Here is a 20,583-nt window from a genome sequence, read left to right on the forward strand (position 1 = left end):
CTTTATCTAAAAATTACCTCTCTTGAGCGAACGAAGTGAACGAAAAGAGCCCCGTCCTCCCGAGACGGGACTCGGGTGACGAAGCGCAATTTGGAGGTAGAACCCTTAAAATAATGTAAACGCTTAAAATAGAAGGGTAATAAAAATGCTGTACCGAAAAGTGCCAAAGAACGGAGATGAACTTTCAATACTGGGATTCGGATGCATGCGCCTTGCAGTCAGGGACGAAAAGATAGATGAAGAAAGAGCTACCCGGCAAGTTAGATATGCAATCGATCACGGAGTAAACTATATCGACACGGCCTGGCCGTATCATATGGGAGAAAGCGAGCCTTTCCTTGGCCGGGCCCTTGCAGATGAATATCGAGAAAAAATCAAACTTGCTACAAAACTTCCTTCTTGGACAATAAAGAGGAAGGAGGATATGGACAGGATCCTGAATTCCCAGCTTGAAAGGCTGAAGACTGACCATATTGATTATTACCTTGTGCACGGGCTTGTAGGGCTTTTATGGGACAAAATGGAAAAGCTTGAAGTGCTGGATTTTCTTGACAGGGCAAAATCTGACGGCCGAATTATAAATGCAGGTTTCTCCTTCCACGGATCGTCAGAGGATTTCAAACGGATTGTGGATGCATACCCCTGGACTTTCTGCCAGATTCAATATAATTTCCTTGATGAAGAGAACCAGGCAGGAACGGAAGGGCTTGAGTATGCTGCTTCAAAAAACCTGGGTATTATTATCATGGAACCCCTGCGCGGAGGAAAGCTGACAAATCCCGTACCTCCTGAAGTTCAGGAGACCTGGAATGAAGCTCCTGTAAAGCGCACCCCTGCAGAATGGGCCCTTCGCTGGATATGGAACCGTCCTGAGGTTACGGTTGTGCTTTCGGGCATGAATGAGGAGTCTCATATTGAAGAAAACCTGAAGATCGCATCTGAAGCCTATCCCAACTCCCTGACTGACGCCGAACTGCAGCTTGTTAATAAAGTTGAGCAAAAGTACCGTCAACTCATGAAAATTGGCTGTACTGGCTGTCGGTACTGCATGCCCTGTCCTTCAGGCGTGGATATTCCTAGCTGTTTTGAGATCTTCGATAACTTTTACCTGTCAGGCAATGAAAGGGAAGCAAAACTTATGTATGTATCAAAACCCGGAGGAATAATAAGAGGCGACGTGCCAGGGTATGCTTCCCAATGCGTCCAGTGTGGACAATGCGTTGAAAAATGCCCACAGCATCTGGATATTCCTTCCCTGCTTGAAGCCGTAAAGGAAAAATTTGAGGGAAAAGACCTCAGAGGATGGAAGATTTTCGCGAAAAAGACGTTTAGGAAGGAATAAAAAAGTATTTGAATGCCTAATTTTTGGTACTTTTAATTACGTTACTTTTTAGTTTTTTATATTGCTTTTTCGTTCAACACTCCTTACCTATCGAAAAAGCTTTTCCAAGCTTACATCCGATGCCATAATAGTCTCTACTTCCCGGGTTATATATAACGGGCTTGATTTTCTCAATATCAGGATTTCCTTTTTCATCGAGTACGGATTCATCGGCTTTGATATCCAGGATTTCTCCTACAAATATGGTATGAAGCCCTATCTCAAAGTTATGCAGAAGTTTGCACTCAAGGACAACCGGAAACTCACCCACATAAGGGGCAGGTACAAGCTCACTTCTTACCGGCGTAAGGCATGTGGCCTCAAACTTATCCTCATCCCTTCCACTTGCTATTCCAAAGTGATCGGCCTGTTTTACATAAGCTTCTGATGGGATACTGACCGTAAATGCTTTGTTTTCCATGATCCCGGCATAGGTATAAGTGGCTTTTCTTAATGATACGCTGACACATGGAGGATTCGAACAGCAGATTCCTCCCCAGGCTACAGTCATGGCATTTGGCTTTCCATTCATGTCATAGGTGCCGACAGCCCAGGTTGGAGTCGGAAATGAAAGTGGCTTTGCTCCGAGTGATTGTTTCATGTTTTTCCATTTCTTTTCGATAATACAAAATGCTTTCGTGACCTATCATCCTGTATTTTTATTACCCTGAACGCTTTCTGGAAAAATTCTAATTCTTTTCTTGGAAAAATTCTAATTCTTTTCTTATATCTGCAACAGTATGCTATTTTTAAGCACTTATATCGATACCCCACTTTTCATAATGATTTCATCTGTACTTATCCACGGAACTTATCTGTACTCTATAAATGGAGACCGTCTGTACTTAAATTAATAAAAAGTATTTTTTCTTTACTGTTTCTTTTCTCTCCTGTTTCTTTTCTCTCCTGTTTATAAAGATTTTTTTTCTGCATGGACTTAAAGACAGTTTTTCAATGAAGGTTGCTGCACCAATTCCAATAATTTCCAGTTTTTTCTCTGGGCATCTGACAGCTTCACAAACCGGCGTTCAGTTAAAAATTATTTAATATTCTACACAGTTGTCGTTAAATAATATGCGAGCCATAGGATATATATAGGAGTATTAAATTTATTACTCACCTTTCCGGATGAAATTGATACAAGGGGCTTTCCGGTTAGGGAAAAATTATGGGGGTTCAAGGTTGAAATATATAAACAAATATGGTAAGCTATTACTCAGTGCATATGTCATGAAGAAAATGAAGTCAGTTAAATCTCCAGGGAAAAAGGGAATATTACGTAAATATGCTAAGCTGGCCCTTGGCGCATATCTTCTGAATAAACTTCGGTCAGGGGGACTTGAAAAGGAAGTAGAAGCCGAATTAGAGCCGGAAGAAATACTGTTTGGTGAAGCAGATGAAGCTGAAAAAGGTAGGGGGAGACCTTTAATGACAATGGGTAAAATAATTCTTGGTGTTCTTGCAGGCGCAACACTTTTATACGCTATTAAAAGGCGTGCTGCTAAAAAAAGAGGTCATAGAGTCGAAGTGGGATGAGGCTTGGGGGAGGGTAAACCTGCACAAAATAAGTAAATGGTGTAAAGTTCTTCTGGGCGTTCTTGCAGGAGCTGCCATTATACATGCCGTTAAAAAACATAGGTACTTCAACAGTTTCCTTCCAGAAGCTTTAAAATCGTTTTTCATTCCTTTCAAGCACAAACAGATTCTTCCGAAGGTAAAATCCATCTATCCTGACAGGCAGACATTTGCTTTCAGGCATGACCACCCTATCTGGGTCGAGTTCAATAAGCCTATGAACAATGCAACCATTACGAAAGAAACCGTAATAGTTAGAAGTTCTGCATCAAAAGAACCTGTGGCTGGATTACTGAACACAGGAGCCAGAATGCTCATGTTTCGTCCTTATAGCAAATACCCTATGGACAAATCAGGTGCCGAAATAACAATTACTCTAATTGGGAGCGAAACCGGATCAGGATTCATAATGGATGAGCATGGTATTGCTCTGGATGGAAATGAAGACGGAAAGCCTGGCGGAAACTATGAATACACTTACAGGATTATAAGATAAAATCAAAATATCGTATAAAAATGGGATACCTACTGAAATAAGCCAATTTGTAACTTATTTTAGGCTATTTCTTTTTATTTTTTAACTTTTCAACTTTTTACTTTTTCCTGTTCAATTTTTTACTTTTTTTCTATGGAGTAGCAAAAATTCTGTAAATTCCTATTGCCTATGTGTTTCTTATACATTTTTTACATTTTCTTAATCGAATGAAAAAATTTGTATTTCTCTTCATTCTTGTACCTTAATCCTCCATGAACTCTACATAAGTTAAAATGCGTGCAATATAACTTCATTTGATACTCTAATCATTCTTTCACTTTTGAAAACCCTATTGTTTTTCTTGAAACTCTGTTGTTATCCTGCCTAAAAGTCAGATTTTGTCTTTCAAGTAAAGTAGTTGAGATTCCGCTTTGTTCAATGTCTTTTCCAAAGAGATATTCTTCTTCTCTACTTTCTTAAGTATCCAATTTATTCTTGTCTTGATTATCTGTGCAGAATTCAAATCATCGAAAGGAAAAATTTTTGGTTTCCTTGGTCTTCTTCTTTTTCCAGTTCTTGGAAACTCAATCAAAATTCTAAAATGTTTCAAAAGAGCTTTTCTATAAAAGTCAGTAGTTCCGATCAAACTGACTTCCGAATGATAAAAACAAATTGAACTTACATTTTATCCATTAATTTTCAAAGTAGACTATATTATTGATCAGATTTTAAAATTCTTAAGCTATAACTTTCACTTACATTTTTCAAAAAATAATATTACACTGAGTAATTTTATAGCATTCGCTATTAAGTTCTCAAATTTTAATTTGAAATAAGTTCTATTATAGTTAATCGAGTGCGTAGCGCTCGATTTCTTTCTTCATAGACCCATCTCAAACAATCCAGTAACACATTGACCGGAATAAAATTAAGCGATTTAGTCTATATCTTACAGCTTTGTTTATGTCTTCATTTATTAATGATTTTAGCTCATAAGCTGTAATTTCTAGAACTGACTTTAGCATATTTAGGACATTGTACATTATACATTGAATAATAAAGAACAATACTCTTGCTACTGGAAATTTTGTACATGATCGTATCTTGAACTCGTTTTTCACTCTATATCCAGTTTCTATATTCCATCGTTTTCTATATTCTTCAGGAATCATCTTTTCAAATTTTTCAATTGATTCTGCTTTTTTGTTTGTAGCAGAAAGTAAAAAATCAAATTGAAGGTGACCACCTCATCCTAAACAGGCTCTCCGACAATTCAGTTTCAGAGAAAAATACGCAAAATAAGGTATCTAAATCCTCTAAATCAAAAAAAAGGCGTTTTATGATAATTACTACTACTACTACTACTAATAATAATAATAATAATAATATTTTGCCACTTACAGGCTACGGAGAATCTTCGAGGAAACCGCGATTCCCATGCAGGTATCCAGGATTGTCGAGGTCATCATTCCTATTACCTTTCCTCCCTGCAAGACAGGAGTTCCACTATCCTCAGGTTCAGGCATATCATGGCATTGGAAGCCCAGAAAAAGTAAGGAAGCTCCAGAATTAGCCACCCTGCAGTAATTAATAGTGCGAGTATCGTTAACAAGAACAGCCAGCTCCAGTTCGGCCGGGCTTCCAAATTCCGTGATCTCAATCTCAGTGTAAGGAGGAAGCTTTATCAAGGCTATGTTGTAGCCTTTTAAAATTCTTGTAACAACGAGTTTCATTCCGTCAACTGTCAGACGGTCTCCTTCTCCCTAAAATATATGAGAAACCGTAACCATGTAAGGCAATCCTTTGAGTGAGATAACCGCACCAATAGTACAGCGCTTTCCATTGTGAAAAAAAGAACTACCTGCTTTTATCATAAGTTCCTTCAACCTGCAGATTTTGCCTGGGGATTGTTTATGTATTTCCGTTTATAAATTAATAGTGATTTAATTATATTTAGCGTTATATATTGGATGAAAATTTGTTTGTTGCCTAAGAGGATACCAGAAAACTGAGTTTTGTTAACCCTTAATTTAGGGTTCAGAGGATAGGTTCTCAAGAAATTAATCAAAAAATATTGAATGTTTCATATGCTAATATGCTAATATGCTAATTGGAGAAATAGGGTGCTTGAAGGCAACTTTACATAACATGAAACAAAATGCAGAAAGTGATAAGCCTTTCACTCTTAACAGTCATGTTTTAGAAAGAGTTAAAACTTGTGAAAACCTGGTTTTGGATGAGCCCACAAACAAAATGAACAAATTCCAATTGGAATTACAATAAATTGGAAATTACAATAACAAGAGTGCATTTCGACCTTTTGCCTTCGTTGAAAACTTCCATTACCCATTTTTCCCGAAGCTTAATTTGAGATAATAGATGCAGATTTTCGATTAGTTCCCCAAAAACGACAACAAGAAAAAAGTTATTTTTTGAAGACCTCTGAGAAAGTCGGTTTAAATTGAATTTTCAATTTTCTTTTTTTAATTTGATATTTTTATATAATATCATATCAATCCCTTTTCATTCCATTACGCAAAAATCAGGCCTTAAGGAATTACTATCTTGCTGAACTGAACATTATTTCACTGAACTGAGTAAGAACTGAGTGAGAACTGAGTGAGTTATGCACAAAGGCATGGGGAAAAACTTGCAGGTCTGTAAAAGCAATTTAAAGGATAAAACAGGAATTCCGGAAAACCTTAAGATTTAGTAAACAATTCACGGTATAAGTTCACAGGTATAGACCGCTGATTGGTATATACCGATTTAGTTGGGGGTTAGTATAATGATTGTACAGGAATGCAATTTATCGTTAGATGAACTTCTGAAGTTTGATGGGGTAATGGCAGCCGGGATTTTCAGTCCCGAAGGAAAGCTTGTGGAGTATAAGTCCAGGGATGAAATGCCAAAAGAGATGGCTGAGATGACTGCCAAGTTCTGCGGAGCCGTGAACCTGATGTTCGATGCTCTGGCCAGTGCTTACACGCAACTCTACAAGATGAACTGGGTACCTCAGCAAAACTGGATGTACAGCGGCGGCGACTGGACTGTTATGATCTCGGGAACAAGAGGGGTTTTTGTTGAGAAGTCAAAGGCGGATTTAAAAAAGCTCTTTACGGCCTTGGGAATGTGTTAACGCCTACAAACTCTGGCTGTCCGGTCCGATTCAGGTAATCTGATCAGGTAATCTGGTCAGGTAATCTGGTCAGGTAATTGGGTCAGGTAATCGGGTTAGATAATTGGGTTAGATAATCGAGTCAGGTAATTATTTCATTTTTATCAGGCAGGTCTGCCTGCATTATGGGCAGTTTGCCGAATTTATCTGTAATCTTTGCCGAATTTATCTGTAACCCTTTTATAGCTTGCCTGTATCTTGCCCAAAGCCTTAATTCAAGCCTTTAAATTAGGTTACACTTTTCTTACAACACAGCTAATAAAATGATATTGTCTTTGATTATACCATCACTTATATACCATTACTTACATAGTAATAATTGGTCCATAGGGTCAGTCCCGATGTATAAAGAAGACGTACAAAGAAAGTATGTAACTTGACTAAGGTAACTTAACTAAGGTAACTTAACTAAGGTAACTTAACTAAGGTAACTTAACTAAGGTAACTTAACTAAGGTAACTTAACTAAGGTAACTTAACTAAGGTAACTTAACTAAGGTAACTTAACTAAGGTAACTTAACTAAGGTAACTTAACTAAGGTAACTTAACTAAGGTAACTTAACTAAGGTAACTTAACTAAGGTAACTTAACTAAGGTAACTTAACTATAAGTAACTTAAATAAGTACTAACTTAACTGAGTACAGAACTAAACTACATTAAAATTGGACCAGGCCTTATGGATCACTTTATAAATCTAAAAGGTTCTTATTATCTGATTTTTGACAATTATTTTAATAACTCTTCTGACTATTCTTTTGGTAGCCTCTTTTCGTTAAACTTTAATTTAAACTTTAATTAGTAATATTTCCATACTTACATTTTCCCTTTGTTTCATCTACTTTACCTTTGTTTCACCTGGTGGTTGCTTTCGACTGAATCAGTTTTTAGGACTTGAGAATTTGAAAAACAAAATCAATTATGGCAAAGACTGTGGATTAAAGTCACGGTATAGACAGTTAACGATCTGATGCTATTGATTTTTCAGTTCAACTGCGTAAGTCCTACAGTTTTATTATCAGAGCAGGCAAGTTTTTTCTTTGTATCTATAGACAGGACAGAATTACCTGATCGAGAAGTCAAAAAGAGAGATAATTGCCAAAGATCTGGCTGAAGCAATAAAACTGATGGAATAAATCTCAGATAGGATACCACTGTAGAACAATTTAAAAAATAATGCAATATAAATCTGCAATATAAATCTGGAAACTACGGGAAAAGTATAGAATTATGATAACTGCGGGAACAGTAGATGAACCTGAAAAACGAGCCTTTATGAGCAGGCATTTTCCCTGAATATTATCTTGAATTAGGTTCCTGCTCCTCTTACAAGCTCAATACTGCCTTCAATCTAATCCACAAGTATGTTTACAGTTGAAGCCCCAGAGGAGAGGTGTGCCTGAAATCAATTTTCTCTGGAATTCCAACTTCGTGATCTGAGACGACCAGCAAAAATTCAGAGATCTTAATCTTGCCGGTATCTCTATCTTCTCCGCTGATTTTTCCACTTCCTCTCCCTATTTTATGGAGCCTACTCTGGATTTTGAGTACTTAATGACAGGATATACTCCAGAGAGACGAGTTTTACAGGCAATTAGATAGCTCTTAAAGAACTCCTATCTTGCATTTCATTTTTAATTTACTCGAAATTTATCCTGATTTTTAACTTGACTTTGTTTATTACCTTAAAATGTCTAAGCTCTGAAATGTCTCATTTCTGAAGCATCCAGGTTCTAAATTCCGGTCTGTCAACTTTAGATATATAGGTATGATGTAAAGTTTAAAGATTTTCTATCTATATAGTGTATTAGGATAATCTCTATATATTTGATATGCAAATATAGTGGTTGGGGAGAAGAGAAATCGAACCAAAATGAAGAGAAAACTAAAAACAATAAAAAGAGGTGATAAAAAATGGAGAGACTAAGGAATTTGATCCTCGAAAACGTAGCAATATTCAATAAGGCGTTTCCGAACAGATTCTGCCATAGTCCGGATGTCATCTCCGCAATCTCACACGACTATAAGTTCACTTACGGACAGGTTGAAAACGAGATCGAGAAGATGGTTCATGAGGGGGTTCTTGATGCAGAACTCTCGGACTGGTATGGAATAAAGCTCGTATAAGGAGCTTGCTGCCTTTCGAGTAAAAATTGAAAAAATAGAAATCACAAAACACCGCACGACGACAAAAAGGACTAACTGAGAAATAATAAATCGGACTGAATATCTAAGAACTTAACTGGATATTTGGCCGCTTAGTTAAGTATTTGCACACCAGATCAGGTGTCCAAATCGGATAAAGAAGTGACATACAGCGAAAACTTCCATACAGATATAAACTCATTTGAAGTTTCGTAGGTAGCTAGATTCTTTTTCCTAAAAACCTTTTTTAATCTTAGATAATTTTAAGAAACGGGTATTTTGAATAACTGCTTTTTTCTGATAATGCTTTTTAAGTGAGCCTATCCCGAAACTCAGAATTTGGTTTTTGAATCTCGTGTTTGGAACAATCAATTGAATACTTAATCACTAAAATAATCCCGAAAACTCATGATGATTTAGAATAAAATAGATTTTGGGATAGGCTCAATAAAAAAGTAATTTGAGGTCGGGCATAGGGAACAGCTAATTCCTTTGAGTGAACCATATGAAAGTATTGAAAGAATTTAAACTAATTCAAGACTTTTTGTTGTATCATGAACCGATTTTTCTATCTGATGTTTTCAGTTTTTTAAATTCTTCAATTGCATTTTCTATCAACTTTATGATTTCATTATGTTCAGACTCTTTAATCTCATATTCCTTTATCATTTCTAATATTCTCTCAAATTTATCTTCCACATGAAATATATTGTGATATTTTCTCTGTATACGTATTAAACACTCAACCTGTTGATGGAGCGTATCAAAATCTACAAATTTGTATTTTAATGATTCAATTGCTAATTTATAAATAGAGTTCGAAACAATTTCTGTCACGAAATCTAAATACTCCCAAGCTTTATTGTCTTTATTATATTTTGAGTACTTAAAATCATCAAACGAGTCTCCAATTTCAACAAGAGAACGTATAATTATTTCGTTTAATGAAAATTTATTTCGGAAATGAATAGACATTATTCCAAAATTTTCAGAACATTCGATTATCATAGTTAAGGGTTTTATCGTTTTATCAGATGGCGATTTTAATGCGTACTCTAGAATAGGGTTAGTAAGTTCTTCTAATAATTCTGGTATTCTGTAATATGCTTTCCCTGTATCTTGGAAATCACTACATTTAAATAATTTTGTAGTTCTATACCCATCATTTATGTCTTTAAGAGAAAGGCATTTTATATCTCTTTTCTCTTCGTCACCAATTATTAATGTCTTTTCTCCATGAATTATATCATCCAGATACATTGTATAATTAGAGTCCCCAATATCCTTAAAGTCCGCAGAATTTGCAAAATTAGAATAGCTATTTTGTAATCCCTTTGCTAAATAACCACTATACTCTTTCTCTAAAAATTCTTGTCGTTTTTCTAGATCCCGGTCCCAATCAAACATGTAGCCAAATTGCAATATTCCTATTGAGTATAGAGATTTAATTATGTCTTTCATTAAGGGAAAAGTTTGTTCTTTTTTTACTACTTCTAGTCCAAGGTTTCTTATATGCTCACTAATAATCCTTGATTCAGTATCGTCTTGAAGAATTCTTTCAATAATTTCAAGTGAAATAAGACACTGCCTTGTTGCGTCTAACAGGTTATTTTTAATAGATTCTATGGCAATGGTATACACATCAGAGGAAATTGCTGTAATTATAGATTCTACTCTATCATTCAACTCTTTCAATGCATCTTCTGTTGTTTTATATTTATACTTTAATTTAATATATTTGTGATATTCAATGACTTGATTTTGTGTTTTGCCTGAAAATGTTTCTGAATTGACATTTATTTTAGATGCTAAGTTTTCTAAACACTCCACTATTTGCTTAGTTGAAGACTCAAATTCCACTCCTTTTTTCGCGGATTCTTTACCAATAATATTTAAATTTTTAATAATGTGTAAAAAACTATGTATGAGATTCTTATCAATAGACTCTTTTCCAATATCATTAAGAGCATAAATAACTTCATCTAATGCAGGCTTTGAATCTGAATTAATTGCAGCGACTCCTATATCGCCTAAAATATATGATAATTCAGATATTGAACTTTCTACACTTTCCACAGCTTGAATATGTGTATCTGGCTCTGGATAAATAAAAGTAGATATTTCAACTTTATGAAAAGTAAACATTCCAATATCATGAATACAGTTTATCAAGTCTTTTGATAATCCAATAAAGTCATCGTTTTTTATTTTTATAATTGACTTAAAAACTTCTTTTAGATAATACTCGGATAAAAAAGTGACATATGACATCATTAGAAAATTATTTTGTGTTACTCTTTCTTCAGATCTTTGTATACCCAAAGTGTCATATACTGAATTTAAAATTTTTAACCCTTGTTTTAAGAAATAATTGATACATGGCGAATTTAGATTTTGTGAATTAACAATATAAATTCTCCCTAACATATCATAATATTTTAACATTATATCAACAGAATTGACATCTTTTTTGTTCAATGCTAACTGACAGACTTTAAATATGCGATCAAATACATGCTCTGATATTTTTTTTATTTGTGTCTCACTAAGTGTATTATTTATAATAATATCTGAATAATGTGTTAATACTTTTTTGAGTCCATAACTTACTGTAGCGTAATCAGATCGTACAATTGAAGCATTTATAATGTCAACAACTGGAAGAATTGGGTCTATCTCATCGTTTTGTTTTGTAGTAATTCTATCAATTCTTGGTTCATCTTTAGAAATCCTACTGGGTAATTCAACTTTGGATATCCAGGAATTAGATAAGCTTTGTATACTAATTTTCGTAACTAAAATATTTATTATTGAATCTGGTTTCATTAATTTCAAGAAATGTGAAACTGAATTGATTAAACTTATATGTGCAATAATTGAAACTGTGAGAATCAGACTATACCAATTTTCCAACATTGGATACTTATTATCTTGATCTATCCATCTAATAAGACAAAGAGAAGAAACTATAGAAATCCCATATAATATTATAGGTATCCAGAGCTTTTTATCATTTATTAATATATCAATAATTCTTGACGAGTATGAAGATGCATAATATTGTATCACAACTACACTTAAACTGATAATTATAGCAACTATAGTAACCTCACTTTGGACTATGGTGGTCAATAGATATAAAGCACTATTTGGGTTAGTAGTTATAGACCCACTAAAATGTTTAAGGTAAACAATATAATATTTAACTAAAAGAAAAAGAGGTATTAAGAGCCAAAGTCTTTTTATTTTTGGTTTGAGATTATCAATTATTCTACACACTCTCATCATATTATTACTGACATATATTACATATAAATATTATTTTTTGTGACTATTAAACCAACTCAAAATTAGCTTCTATAAGCTTCTTACTGAGTCTTGTTAAAATTATAATCTAGCTCTATCAGGCTGAACAGGAGATAGAACATATTAGTCTTGAATCTATTCTGCACATCGAGAAAGCTGGTTACTGTACGTTACGTAGATCCACTGTAGTGGGTTTGTAAGATATGCTTAGAGTAAATCTCAACTAAGTCAATATCCTTGAGCCAAAAGATTGCAGAAGTATAGGCAAATATATGTAGAAAGTTAACATAACCAAAATCGGTGAAGAATATGATAAGAAATAAAGTACTAGCTTTACTCATGGTGATGCTAGCAGTTTCTTAAAGGGTTGACGTGCCCGATTGTTCTCCCAAAAGGGCTGTGTAGGATTCGCTTTCCTAATAAAAAGTGAATGCGTCAATGAAATTGACGTGCATGGATACTTCGCCAATAATTCAATAGATGAAGTGTTCTGTTTTATAACAATAACAGTGAAAAAAATTAGATATATCAATGGATGTTCCTTTGCCTTCTCATAGAGTTGTCTCGCATCTTGTTTTGTACCTCTTAAGTTGTTTTAATTCTTCTTTTAATGCCATAGCCTCTTGCCTTTCCATAAAATGTTTACTTGTCCTTTACAACTGTGAACTAAAATAAATATTGCCATCTATAACTAGCCCAGCACATATATCCCAGGACCCAAACAAAATTTACCAACCCCAAACTAACTATCATACAGATCTGTCTAATTCTGAATAAAATCGATCCTCATTAGATGCGCTGCCATAAATATAGAAAGCAATTAGGGTAAACCAGATATCACCTACGTAAATTCCATAAATCGCCATGAGAATAGCAATAAACTTTCCGATGGAAGCTGCACTATGAGTAGCCTTTACATACGACATTTTCCTGGCAAAAACTGAACGGAGTATCCTGCCTCCATCCATAGGAAAAGCAGGCAGTAAATTAAAGATCCCAAGCACTAAGTTCATTGATCCAAGGATCCAGATAATAAGAAATATAGGGCTTTGAGAAAGCGCAGAGTTAGAGGATATTACGAAATTGTATGTGAACAGGCAGATAAAACCTATTACGAGGCTCATTAAAGGCCCTGCAAAAGCTATTTTTGCTTCCTGTCCGGGTTTCTGCGGGATCTCCATAGAGGCTACACCTCCAAAAAGGAGAAGAGTGATGCTATAAATATTGGCCCCGTAACGCTTTGCAAGATAAGCGTGTGAAAGTTCATGTAAAAGTACTGAGACAAAAAGGAAGATAGCAGAAAGAGTAGAAAGAGCGTATCTAACTATAGTTGGCTCAACTCCCGCAAAACCATATGGCTGTGAATTGATCGCGAAAAAATATGCAGATATCGGAAGTGCCAGAAGGAAGGATGTATCCAGTTTGATAGGTATGTCCATTATGTTTCCGATTTTAAAAGATGACTGCATGATGAAAAAACTCCGTTTTATTTCTATAAAATCAAACAATTAATATTTTAAACTTGAGTTCTAAAGAATCTCTAAAATTTATATCCTTACTCAATGAGCCTATCCTGAAACTCAATATTTGATTTTTGAATTTTGAATTTTTGAATTTTTGAATTCTGAATTTCGTATTTGGAACAGTCAAGTTGAATACCTAATCAATAAACTGATCCTGAAAACTCATGTTTATTTAGAATAAAATAGGTTTTGGGCTAGGTTCTGAATGTAACTCCATCGTTGTGTCCAATTGCGCAGGTTCTTCCTCGGCAGCTGGTGTACACTCTCGGCAAATATATTTCAGTTCATATTGTTTATCTATGTCAATACGGTCCAGGTATTTATCAAATTTTTTGCACATCCGATATTTGCAGTCGCTGAACGCAGTCTGTATTTGCTCCTCTATCGATTGTGAGGACTCAAGAATATATTCCTTCCAACACTTCTTACATACCGTTTTCGTGATGCATAGCAGATGTACAGTTTCAACGCCAGTCGATGACGATTTTTCAGATGCCAGAGCGACTGCTTTAAGCACAACTCTGGCTGCGTCATTGTTTAGCTCGGAGCCGCAATCGCAAAGTTTGCTGTTCTCGAAAACTTCACTATAATCAATTTCAATACATTTGCCGTTCAGCGCTTTCTTATAATCTGCACATACATACACATCCATCGTATCTGTCTCGTCCATATTATCACAGTGAAATATTATACACTGTTTACAGTATAAACTTTTTCATAAATTTATCAATCTCTCAATATTAAATATCCTGAGGTCAAACACACAAAATAGACAGCTAAATAAGATTTGTTCTTACCCTAAAGGGACTTAAATCGCCAAAGTCACAAAAACGATAACAGAAAAAATGTTATTTTTTGAAGACATCTGCGGAAGGCTAGGTAAAAAATTAGCAGAAAAATTAGTTCTGAGAGAAGATGGTAATTAAAGTAGTGATAACTGGTCAGCTTTTCTCCATCAAAAAAGGATTTACTAAACTTTTGCAGTAGTTTACAAAAGTTTGACTTATTTGTATTCCTAAAATTTACCTATATTCCTAAAATTTACCTGTACCCCCATAAAGGAAACAAAACTATAGCTCACAAAATCCCTCTGAAAAATCAAAGTACATTATAGATAGGCATGTGTGACATAACGCCTCATCATTCTGTGGCTGTTGAAATAGTAAGCTATCATGCCTATGGAATTGTTGATTAGCTTAACCCACTCATCCTTGCGGTCGTAGTACATGGGAATTATAATATAATACAGCTTATTGTAAAGGTCACTGAGTTCGGCTGCTTTTGCTTCTTCTTCGGAAAGTTTTTCTTCGGGCTGAGGGCCTATTGCCCAGCCGGTCACGCCTTCAATCCAGCCTTCAATCCACCATCCATCGAGTACGCTAAGATTTACAACTCCATTGTGTGCAGCTTTCATGCCGCTTGTGCCTGAGGCTTCATAGGGGCGGGTTGGCGTGTTCAGCCAAATGTCAACCCCGGAGACCATTTTTCCGGCAATGTCCATATCATAGTTTTCCAGAAAAACAATCTTTATTTCTTCCCTCAAAATTTCAATGTTTTTAAAAATGTCTCTGATAAGCTGTTTTCCGGCTCCATCATTCGGGTGAGCTTTGCCTGCAAAAATAAGTTGAATTTTACCCCGTCTGTTTATTTTTTTGAGCATTTCAGGGTCGGACAGAGCCATGGTTGCCCGCTTGTATGCGGTCATGCGCCGTGCAAAGCCGATTGTCAGGGTCTCATAGTCCATACCCACGCCTGTCCTTTTGTTCACCTCATCGATAAGGGCTTTTTTTGCGTTCCAGTGAGCTTCCCAGATCTCAGTGTCCGGAATTCCATCTATCCTTACCAGAAGTTCAGGCTCATTTGCCCAGCCAGGCAGGTAGCGGTCGTACAGTTTCCTGAAATAAGGAGAAGTCCAGGTATATGAATGGACGCCGTTTGTAATCGCCTGGATTTTGTAGCCCGGAAAAAGCTCGCTTGAGATCAGGCTATGCCTCTTTGTGACTCCATTGACATAATTCGACAGGTTAAGGGCAAAAAGGCTCGTATTAAAGCGGTCAACGCCTCCGAATCTTCTGAGGACATCCACACAGTTTTTGTCCTGGATAAGGTCTTCTACAAGCCCGTAATCAAATTTATCATGCCCTGCTTCCACAGGGGTATGTGTTGTAAAAATACATAACTCCTTAACTTTCACAGGGTCAATGCCGTTACACCTAAGGAGTTCCAGGCCGAGCAGGCTTGAGTGACCTTCGTTCATGTGGTACTTCCTTATTTTGAAACCCAGTGCATCAAGCATTCTTACTCCCCCGATCCCAAGTACTATTTCCTGCTTGAGCCTGTAGCGCTGGTCTCCCCCATAGAGAAAATCCGTAATTCTGCGGTCTTCCCAGTTATTCTCCTCGACATCAGTATCAAGGAAAATAATGGGTACACAGCCTCCTGTAAGGCTTTTACAATTATGTAGCCAGGCCCTGATTTTAACGTCCCTGTTTTGGATTTTGACGCTTACCTCTTCTGCAAGAAGCGTCATAAAACGGGCAGGATTCCATTCTTCGGTGTGCTCTATCTGGTTTCCGGAAGAGTCCAGAATTTGCCTAAAATAGCCTTTATTGCTCACCAGTGTTACTGCTACCAGTGGAATATTCAGATCCGCTGCCGAGCGAATAGTATCCCCTGCAAGTATGCCCAACCCTCCAGCATAAGTCGGGATTTCACTGCTGAGGCCTATTTCCATAGAAAAGTAAGCAATCTTCTGTCCTTTCAATACTCCCTGAAGGTCATCCATATTCTCAACTCGCCTCTTTTTATTTTTTGTGGAGATATATCAAAAAATATATCATCGGTTATATATCAAATTGACCTTGGAAATTCATATAGAAATAGAATTAGATCTGAGGCAGAGAGAATAAGAACCGTTACAAACGTGAGATAATAAACAGGTCTAGAAATTGAATGACTATTAACTAGGCTGGTTTTCAATCTTAATATAATATATACTTTTCTTTAAGGTTTTCTCATATAGTGTATTCCTTTCGATAAAATCATTATATAGATTCTAACTTTCAAGTCTCTGCCTTCTGATGCATTCCAGAACTCAAATCACAAGCTTTTTAATTTATTGCGTACTTTTATATTTACGGCGCAAAAAATGTAAATATCTGAAATATATTCAGAGCTTCCTGTAAAAGATTTTTAAACTACAAAGAACGGGATGTCCAAAGTGGTTTCGAATTCGGCTAAGAATGGGAGCGGCAAGCAGAAAGCCCGTAAATACATGAATGAAGTAGCTTTATGTAACGCTCTTGAGATGGCAAAGGAGCTGATCTCGGTAATAAATAAAGTTCCTGTCACGGTTTTTCTCTGGAGGCCGGAGAAGTACTGGCCTGCCGAGTTTGTCTCAGAAAACATAAAGAAATTCGAGTATACTACCGAAGAATTTACATCCGGAAAACTTCTTTATGGCAATATCATACACCCTGATGACCTGGGAATGGTTGAAAGAGAACTCTCAAGAAGAATAGAAGAAGGTTACGTGGACTATTCTCAGGAGTATCGTATCCTGACGAAATCAGGTGAGATACGCTGGGTTGATGAAAGGACTTTCATTGAAGCGGATAAAAATGGGACTGTAAAGTACCTTATGGGAATAGTTATGGATGTTACTGAGCGGAAAAGAAAAGAAAAATTGCTCTACATCCAAAGAGACCTTGGAATCGCACTCAGCACTTCCAGTTCCCTGAACGAGACTCTTGAAAGACTACTGGATTCCTGCCTTCAGATAGATGAGATCAATGCCGGAGGTATTTATCTTATCGATGAAGAAACAGGAGATATGACACTTGCAATTCAACGTGGTTTTTCACCTAATTTTGTCGAGCATGCTTCCAGTTACACTGTGAATTCCCCTAATGCGAAACTTGTTGTGATAGGGCAGCCGGTTTATAAACAACACATAGACCTTCTTCTCACTTCGAGAGATGACGCACTCCGACATGAAAATCTCAGGGCTACCGCAATTATCCCCGTAAAATCAGGAAAAAAGGTTATTGCAGCTTTTTATCTTGCTTCGAGCCTTGAACTCGAGTTTCCAGATAGCGTACGCACTGCACTCGAAACCATTGCAACGCAATTCGGAGTCTTTATATCTCGTATCCGCCTGGAAGAAAAACTAAAAGAATGCAGAAAGAGGAAAAAATCTTAAATAAGACTTCTTTTTGCTCTCTCAATCCTTTTTAACTCTCTTCAGTCTTATTGGCAAATTAGACAAATTACTTCACTGATTGTAAGTTCACAATTTTAGTCTTGTTTTTTATATATACATGAGATAACCAGTATTTTAGTGTGAGAATATTTCGTAACGCTTTTGCTTTCATATTTTATTATTTCTAGATAGATTATCAAGTGGCTTATTATGGCTATCGGTGAGATCTCAAATTGACCTTGGAAATCATTAAAAAATAGAACTTATGCCTGAAGTAGAAGTCAAGAACCTTTACAAATGTGAGATAAAAAATAGTGAGATAAAAAATAGTGAGATAAAAAATAGTGAGATAAAAAATAGTGAGATAAAAAATAGTGAGATAAAAAATAGTGAGATAAAAAATAGTGAGATAAAAAATAGGTCTAAAAATTGAATAGTTATTAACTATACTAACCATTAGTTTCGATGTTACATATATATTTTTCCCTAAAATGATTTCATATCTGTGTGCTATTTTTTGTAAGATCTATTTATAAATATTAACATTCAAGTCTCTGCATTCTGATACGTTTGGAATCTATAATCACAAACTTTTTAATTTATTGCGTACTTCTATGTTTACAAAGCAAAAAAAGTAAATATTGGAAATGTATTCAAAGCTTCCTGTAAGAGATTTTAATCTACGGAGAATGAGATGTCTAAAGTGGTTTCAAACTCGGCTAAGAAGGGGAAGAGCAGGCAAAAAGCCTGTAAATACATGAATGAAGCAGCTTTATGTAACGCTCTTGAAATGGCAAAGGAGCTGATCTCGGTAATAAATAAAGTTCCTGTCACGGTTTTTCTCTGGAGGCCGGAGAAGTACTGGCCTGCCGAGTTTGTCTCAGAAAACATAAAGAAATTCGGGTATACCGTAGAAGAGTTTACGTCAGGAAAAGTCATGTATGGCAATATTGTGCATCCTGATGACCTGGAAAGAGTGGAAAGAGAACTCTTAAGAAGGATAGAAGAAGATTACGTGGATTTCTCCCAGGAGTACCGCATCCTGACAAAATCAGATGAGGTGCGCTGGGTTGAAGAAAGGACTTTCATTGAAGCCGATGAAAATGGAATTGTAAAGTACCTTAAGGGAATAATCCTGGATATCACTGAACGGAAGAGGAAAGAAAAACTGCTCTATATCCAGAGAGACCTTGGAATCGCACTCAGCACTTCCAGTTCCCTGAACGAGACTCTTGATAAACTGCTGGATTCCTGCCTCCAGATAGATGAGATCAATGCCGGAGGTATTTATCTTATCGATGAAGAAACAGGAGATATGACGCTTGCCATTCACCGTGGTTTTTCCCCTAATTTTGTCGAGTATGCCTCCCATTACAGTGCCAATTCCCCTAATACGAAACTTGTTATGATAGGGCAGCCGGTTTATAAACAGCATATAGACCTTCTTCTCACTTCGAGAGATGACGCACTCCGGCATGAAAATCTCAGGGCTACCGCAATTATCCCCGTAAAATCAGGAAAAAAGGTTATTGCAGCTTTTTGTCTTGCTTCGAGCCTTGAATTCGAGATTCCTGACAGCGTGCGCACTGTCATTGAAACCATTGCAACGCAATTCGGAGTCTTTATATCTCGTATCCGCCTGGAAGAAAAACTAAAAGAATGCAGAAAGAGGAAAAAATCTTAAATAAGACTTCTTTTTGCTCTCTCAATCCTTTTTAACTCTCTTCAGTCATTTTTTATTTTCTGTTGACCTTTATTTTAACTTCCTACGGCCCTTCTTTAACTATTTCAGTCCTTCATTATCTCTGTAAGCCTTATTCCACTATTTTTTTGATATACTCTAGGAAAAATCATGAAGCTATAACCTTGATACTACCACCAACTGCAGATATAAGTAAAATTTATAAATTTTGTCCCTCTAAACTGTATGGGGGAAAGACAGAATGAATCGCGTTTTTCCTTTTTGTATTATAGGACTAAAAGTTTGTTTAAGGACTTTTAATTATTACATGACTTAATACTTATTACAGAGTCTATTACAGAGTCGGAAATTGTACCAAAATTGGAAATTATATCACGGGATTAGAAAAACTATGCCGAATTTACAGTATTCTGGCAGACCCGGAGTAAAAATCCAATCAAATGGGGTTTTAGCTAAGAGTTATCAAAATTTTGGTGGGGGACTATGGCAGAAGAGCTTAAAGATAAGATTTACGAGTACCTTTCAAATCATTACTACCTGAACCTTGCAACCGTAAGTCCGCAGGGCAGGCCAATGGCCCATACAATGGCATATGTATCCGAAGACGCTGTTGTATACGTGGCAACCAATAAGAATACCCGGAAAGTCCAGAATATTATGCAAAATCCTTATGTAGCATATACTGTCGACGAGGATGATCCAGATTGGTTTGAGATGAAAGCCCTTCAGATTGAAGGCAAGGCATCAATAGTTGCCAATGAAAATGAATTACGAGAAGTAGGGGAAATAATGGCAGCCAAATTTCCGGTTGCTGCAGACATGCCCCCTGACCCGGAGAGTATCATGATAAAAATTGAGCCAGAAGTTATCTATTATCTTGATTACAGCATTAAGTTCGGGTACAGGGAGCAGGTGAACCTATAAAACCTGTGTTTTAATTTTTGGTAAAAGCCAGTGCTGAAAATAATTCCTTCGTACTTAATGTGACATATTCTCATGCTTCTAAGATATCTAAACTCTGCTATGCAATTGTCTTAACGTTTGTGAGCAATAAGACGATAAAGGCTTTTGACTGACTAGACTAAATAAAAGCTTGGCT

The 20,583-nt window shown here is 36.2% G+C and carries 15 protein-coding genes and 2 pseudogenes; 9 read left to right on the forward strand and 8 right to left on the reverse strand.

Going from position 1 to position 20,583, the window contains the following annotated elements; translation table 11 throughout:
- The first annotated feature begins 145 nt into the window (after nucleotides 1-145).
- The gene (locus MSBRM_RS08595) at nucleotides 146-1,342 is read left to right on the forward strand and encodes an aldo/keto reductase (RefSeq protein WP_048117801.1); all 1,197 of its coding nucleotides are present in this window, start codon (nucleotides 146-148) and stop codon (nucleotides 1,340-1,342) included.
- A 73-nt stretch (nucleotides 1,343-1,415) separates the two neighbouring features.
- Here the strand turns inward: MSBRM_RS08595 and MSBRM_RS08600 are convergent, their stop codons facing one another.
- Entirely contained in the window at nucleotides 1,416-1,982 is a 567-nt protein-coding gene (locus MSBRM_RS08600; protein WP_048117799.1) for a flavin reductase family protein, read from the reverse strand.
- Nucleotides 1,983-2,563: 581 nt separating this feature from the next.
- Between MSBRM_RS08600 and MSBRM_RS08605 the strand changes: the two genes are divergently transcribed.
- Nucleotides 2,564-2,917, forward strand: coding sequence for a hypothetical protein (locus MSBRM_RS08605; RefSeq protein ID WP_048122910.1), 354 nt, complete (start codon nucleotides 2,564-2,566; stop codon nucleotides 2,915-2,917).
- A complete protein-coding gene (locus tag MSBRM_RS08610) occupies nucleotides 2,877-3,452 on the forward strand; it encodes an Ig-like domain-containing protein (protein ID WP_230629180.1) in 576 nt (191 codons plus the stop codon). The genes MSBRM_RS08605 and MSBRM_RS08610 overlap by 41 nt, the downstream gene beginning before the upstream one ends.
- A gap of 227 nt (nucleotides 3,453-3,679) precedes the next feature.
- Here the strand turns inward: MSBRM_RS08610 and MSBRM_RS08615 are convergent.
- The 3 genes and pseudogenes from MSBRM_RS08615 to MSBRM_RS08620 form a co-directional block, all read right to left on the reverse strand.
- Nucleotides 3,680-4,062: pseudogene (locus MSBRM_RS08615) on the reverse strand (IS1 family transposase); the annotation flags it as partial.
- A gap of 191 nt (nucleotides 4,063-4,253) precedes the next feature.
- Nucleotides 4,254-4,657 (reverse strand): annotated as a pseudogene (locus tag MSBRM_RS19400) (ISH3-like element ISMba14 family transposase); the annotation flags it as partial.
- Between the two features lie 171 nt (nucleotides 4,658-4,828).
- Complete coding sequence (locus MSBRM_RS08620) at nucleotides 4,829-5,164, reverse strand: hypothetical protein (protein ID WP_230629179.1); 336 nt, start codon at nucleotides 5,162-5,164, stop codon at nucleotides 4,829-4,831.
- A gap of 1,055 nt (nucleotides 5,165-6,219) precedes the next feature.
- Here MSBRM_RS08620 and MSBRM_RS08625 point away from each other — a divergent pair.
- Together MSBRM_RS08625 and MSBRM_RS08630 are read left to right on the forward strand one after the other, a co-directional pair.
- Nucleotides 6,220-6,570 (forward strand): DUF2173 family protein, encoded by a 351-nt coding sequence (locus MSBRM_RS08625; protein WP_048117796.1) that lies wholly within the window; start codon nucleotides 6,220-6,222, stop codon nucleotides 6,568-6,570.
- Nucleotides 6,571-8,521: 1,951 nt separating this feature from the next.
- The gene (locus tag MSBRM_RS08630) at nucleotides 8,522-8,734 is read left to right on the forward strand and encodes a hypothetical protein (RefSeq protein WP_048117792.1); all 213 of its coding nucleotides are present in this window, start codon (nucleotides 8,522-8,524) and stop codon (nucleotides 8,732-8,734) included.
- Between the two features lie 570 nt (nucleotides 8,735-9,304).
- Here the strand turns inward: MSBRM_RS08630 and MSBRM_RS08635 are convergent.
- From MSBRM_RS08635 to glgP, 4 genes are all read right to left on the reverse strand, one after another.
- On the reverse strand, nucleotides 9,305-12,040 hold the full coding sequence (locus MSBRM_RS08635; protein WP_080943690.1) for a DUF2254 family protein: 2,736 nt from the start codon (nucleotides 12,038-12,040) through the stop codon (nucleotides 9,305-9,307).
- A gap of 767 nt (nucleotides 12,041-12,807) precedes the next feature.
- Entirely contained in the window at nucleotides 12,808-13,527 is a 720-nt protein-coding gene (locus MSBRM_RS08640; protein WP_048156939.1) for a site-2 protease family protein, read from the reverse strand.
- 226 nt (nucleotides 13,528-13,753) lie between these two features.
- Nucleotides 13,754-14,251 carry a hypothetical protein gene (locus tag MSBRM_RS08645; RefSeq protein WP_048155404.1) on the reverse strand — a complete coding sequence of 166 codons (498 nt, stop codon included), beginning with the start codon at nucleotides 14,249-14,251 and terminating at the stop codon, nucleotides 13,754-13,756.
- A gap of 438 nt (nucleotides 14,252-14,689) precedes the next feature.
- A complete protein-coding gene (glgP, locus tag MSBRM_RS08650) occupies nucleotides 14,690-16,366 on the reverse strand; it encodes an alpha-glucan family phosphorylase (RefSeq protein ID WP_048117787.1) in 1,677 nt (558 codons plus the stop codon).
- A 426-nt stretch (nucleotides 16,367-16,792) separates the two neighbouring features.
- On the opposite strand from glgP, the gene MSBRM_RS08655 reads away from it, so the two are divergent.
- From MSBRM_RS08655 to MSBRM_RS08665, 4 genes are all read left to right on the forward strand, one after another.
- Nucleotides 16,793-17,782: a GAF domain-containing protein gene (locus MSBRM_RS08655; protein ID WP_048117785.1), complete on the forward strand. Its 990-nt coding sequence runs from the start codon at nucleotides 16,793-16,795 to the stop codon at nucleotides 17,780-17,782.
- 265 nt (nucleotides 17,783-18,047) lie between these two features.
- Nucleotides 18,048-18,215 (forward strand): hypothetical protein, encoded by a 168-nt coding sequence (locus MSBRM_RS20275; protein WP_155396459.1) that lies wholly within the window; start codon nucleotides 18,048-18,050, stop codon nucleotides 18,213-18,215.
- Between the two features lie 261 nt (nucleotides 18,216-18,476).
- Complete coding sequence (locus MSBRM_RS08660; protein ID WP_048117783.1) at nucleotides 18,477-19,466, forward strand: GAF domain-containing protein; 990 nt, start codon at nucleotides 18,477-18,479, stop codon at nucleotides 19,464-19,466.
- Between the two features lie 501 nt (nucleotides 19,467-19,967).
- Nucleotides 19,968-20,408, forward strand: a complete 441-nt coding sequence (locus MSBRM_RS08665) for a pyridoxamine 5'-phosphate oxidase family protein (RefSeq protein ID WP_048117781.1) — start codon at nucleotides 19,968-19,970, stop codon at nucleotides 20,406-20,408.
- Nucleotides 20,409-20,583 lie beyond the last annotated feature (175 nt).

The sequence above is a fragment of the Methanosarcina barkeri MS genome, assembly GCF_000970025.1.
GTDB classification, from domain to species: Archaea; Halobacteriota; Methanosarcinia; order Methanosarcinales; family Methanosarcinaceae; genus Methanosarcina; species Methanosarcina barkeri.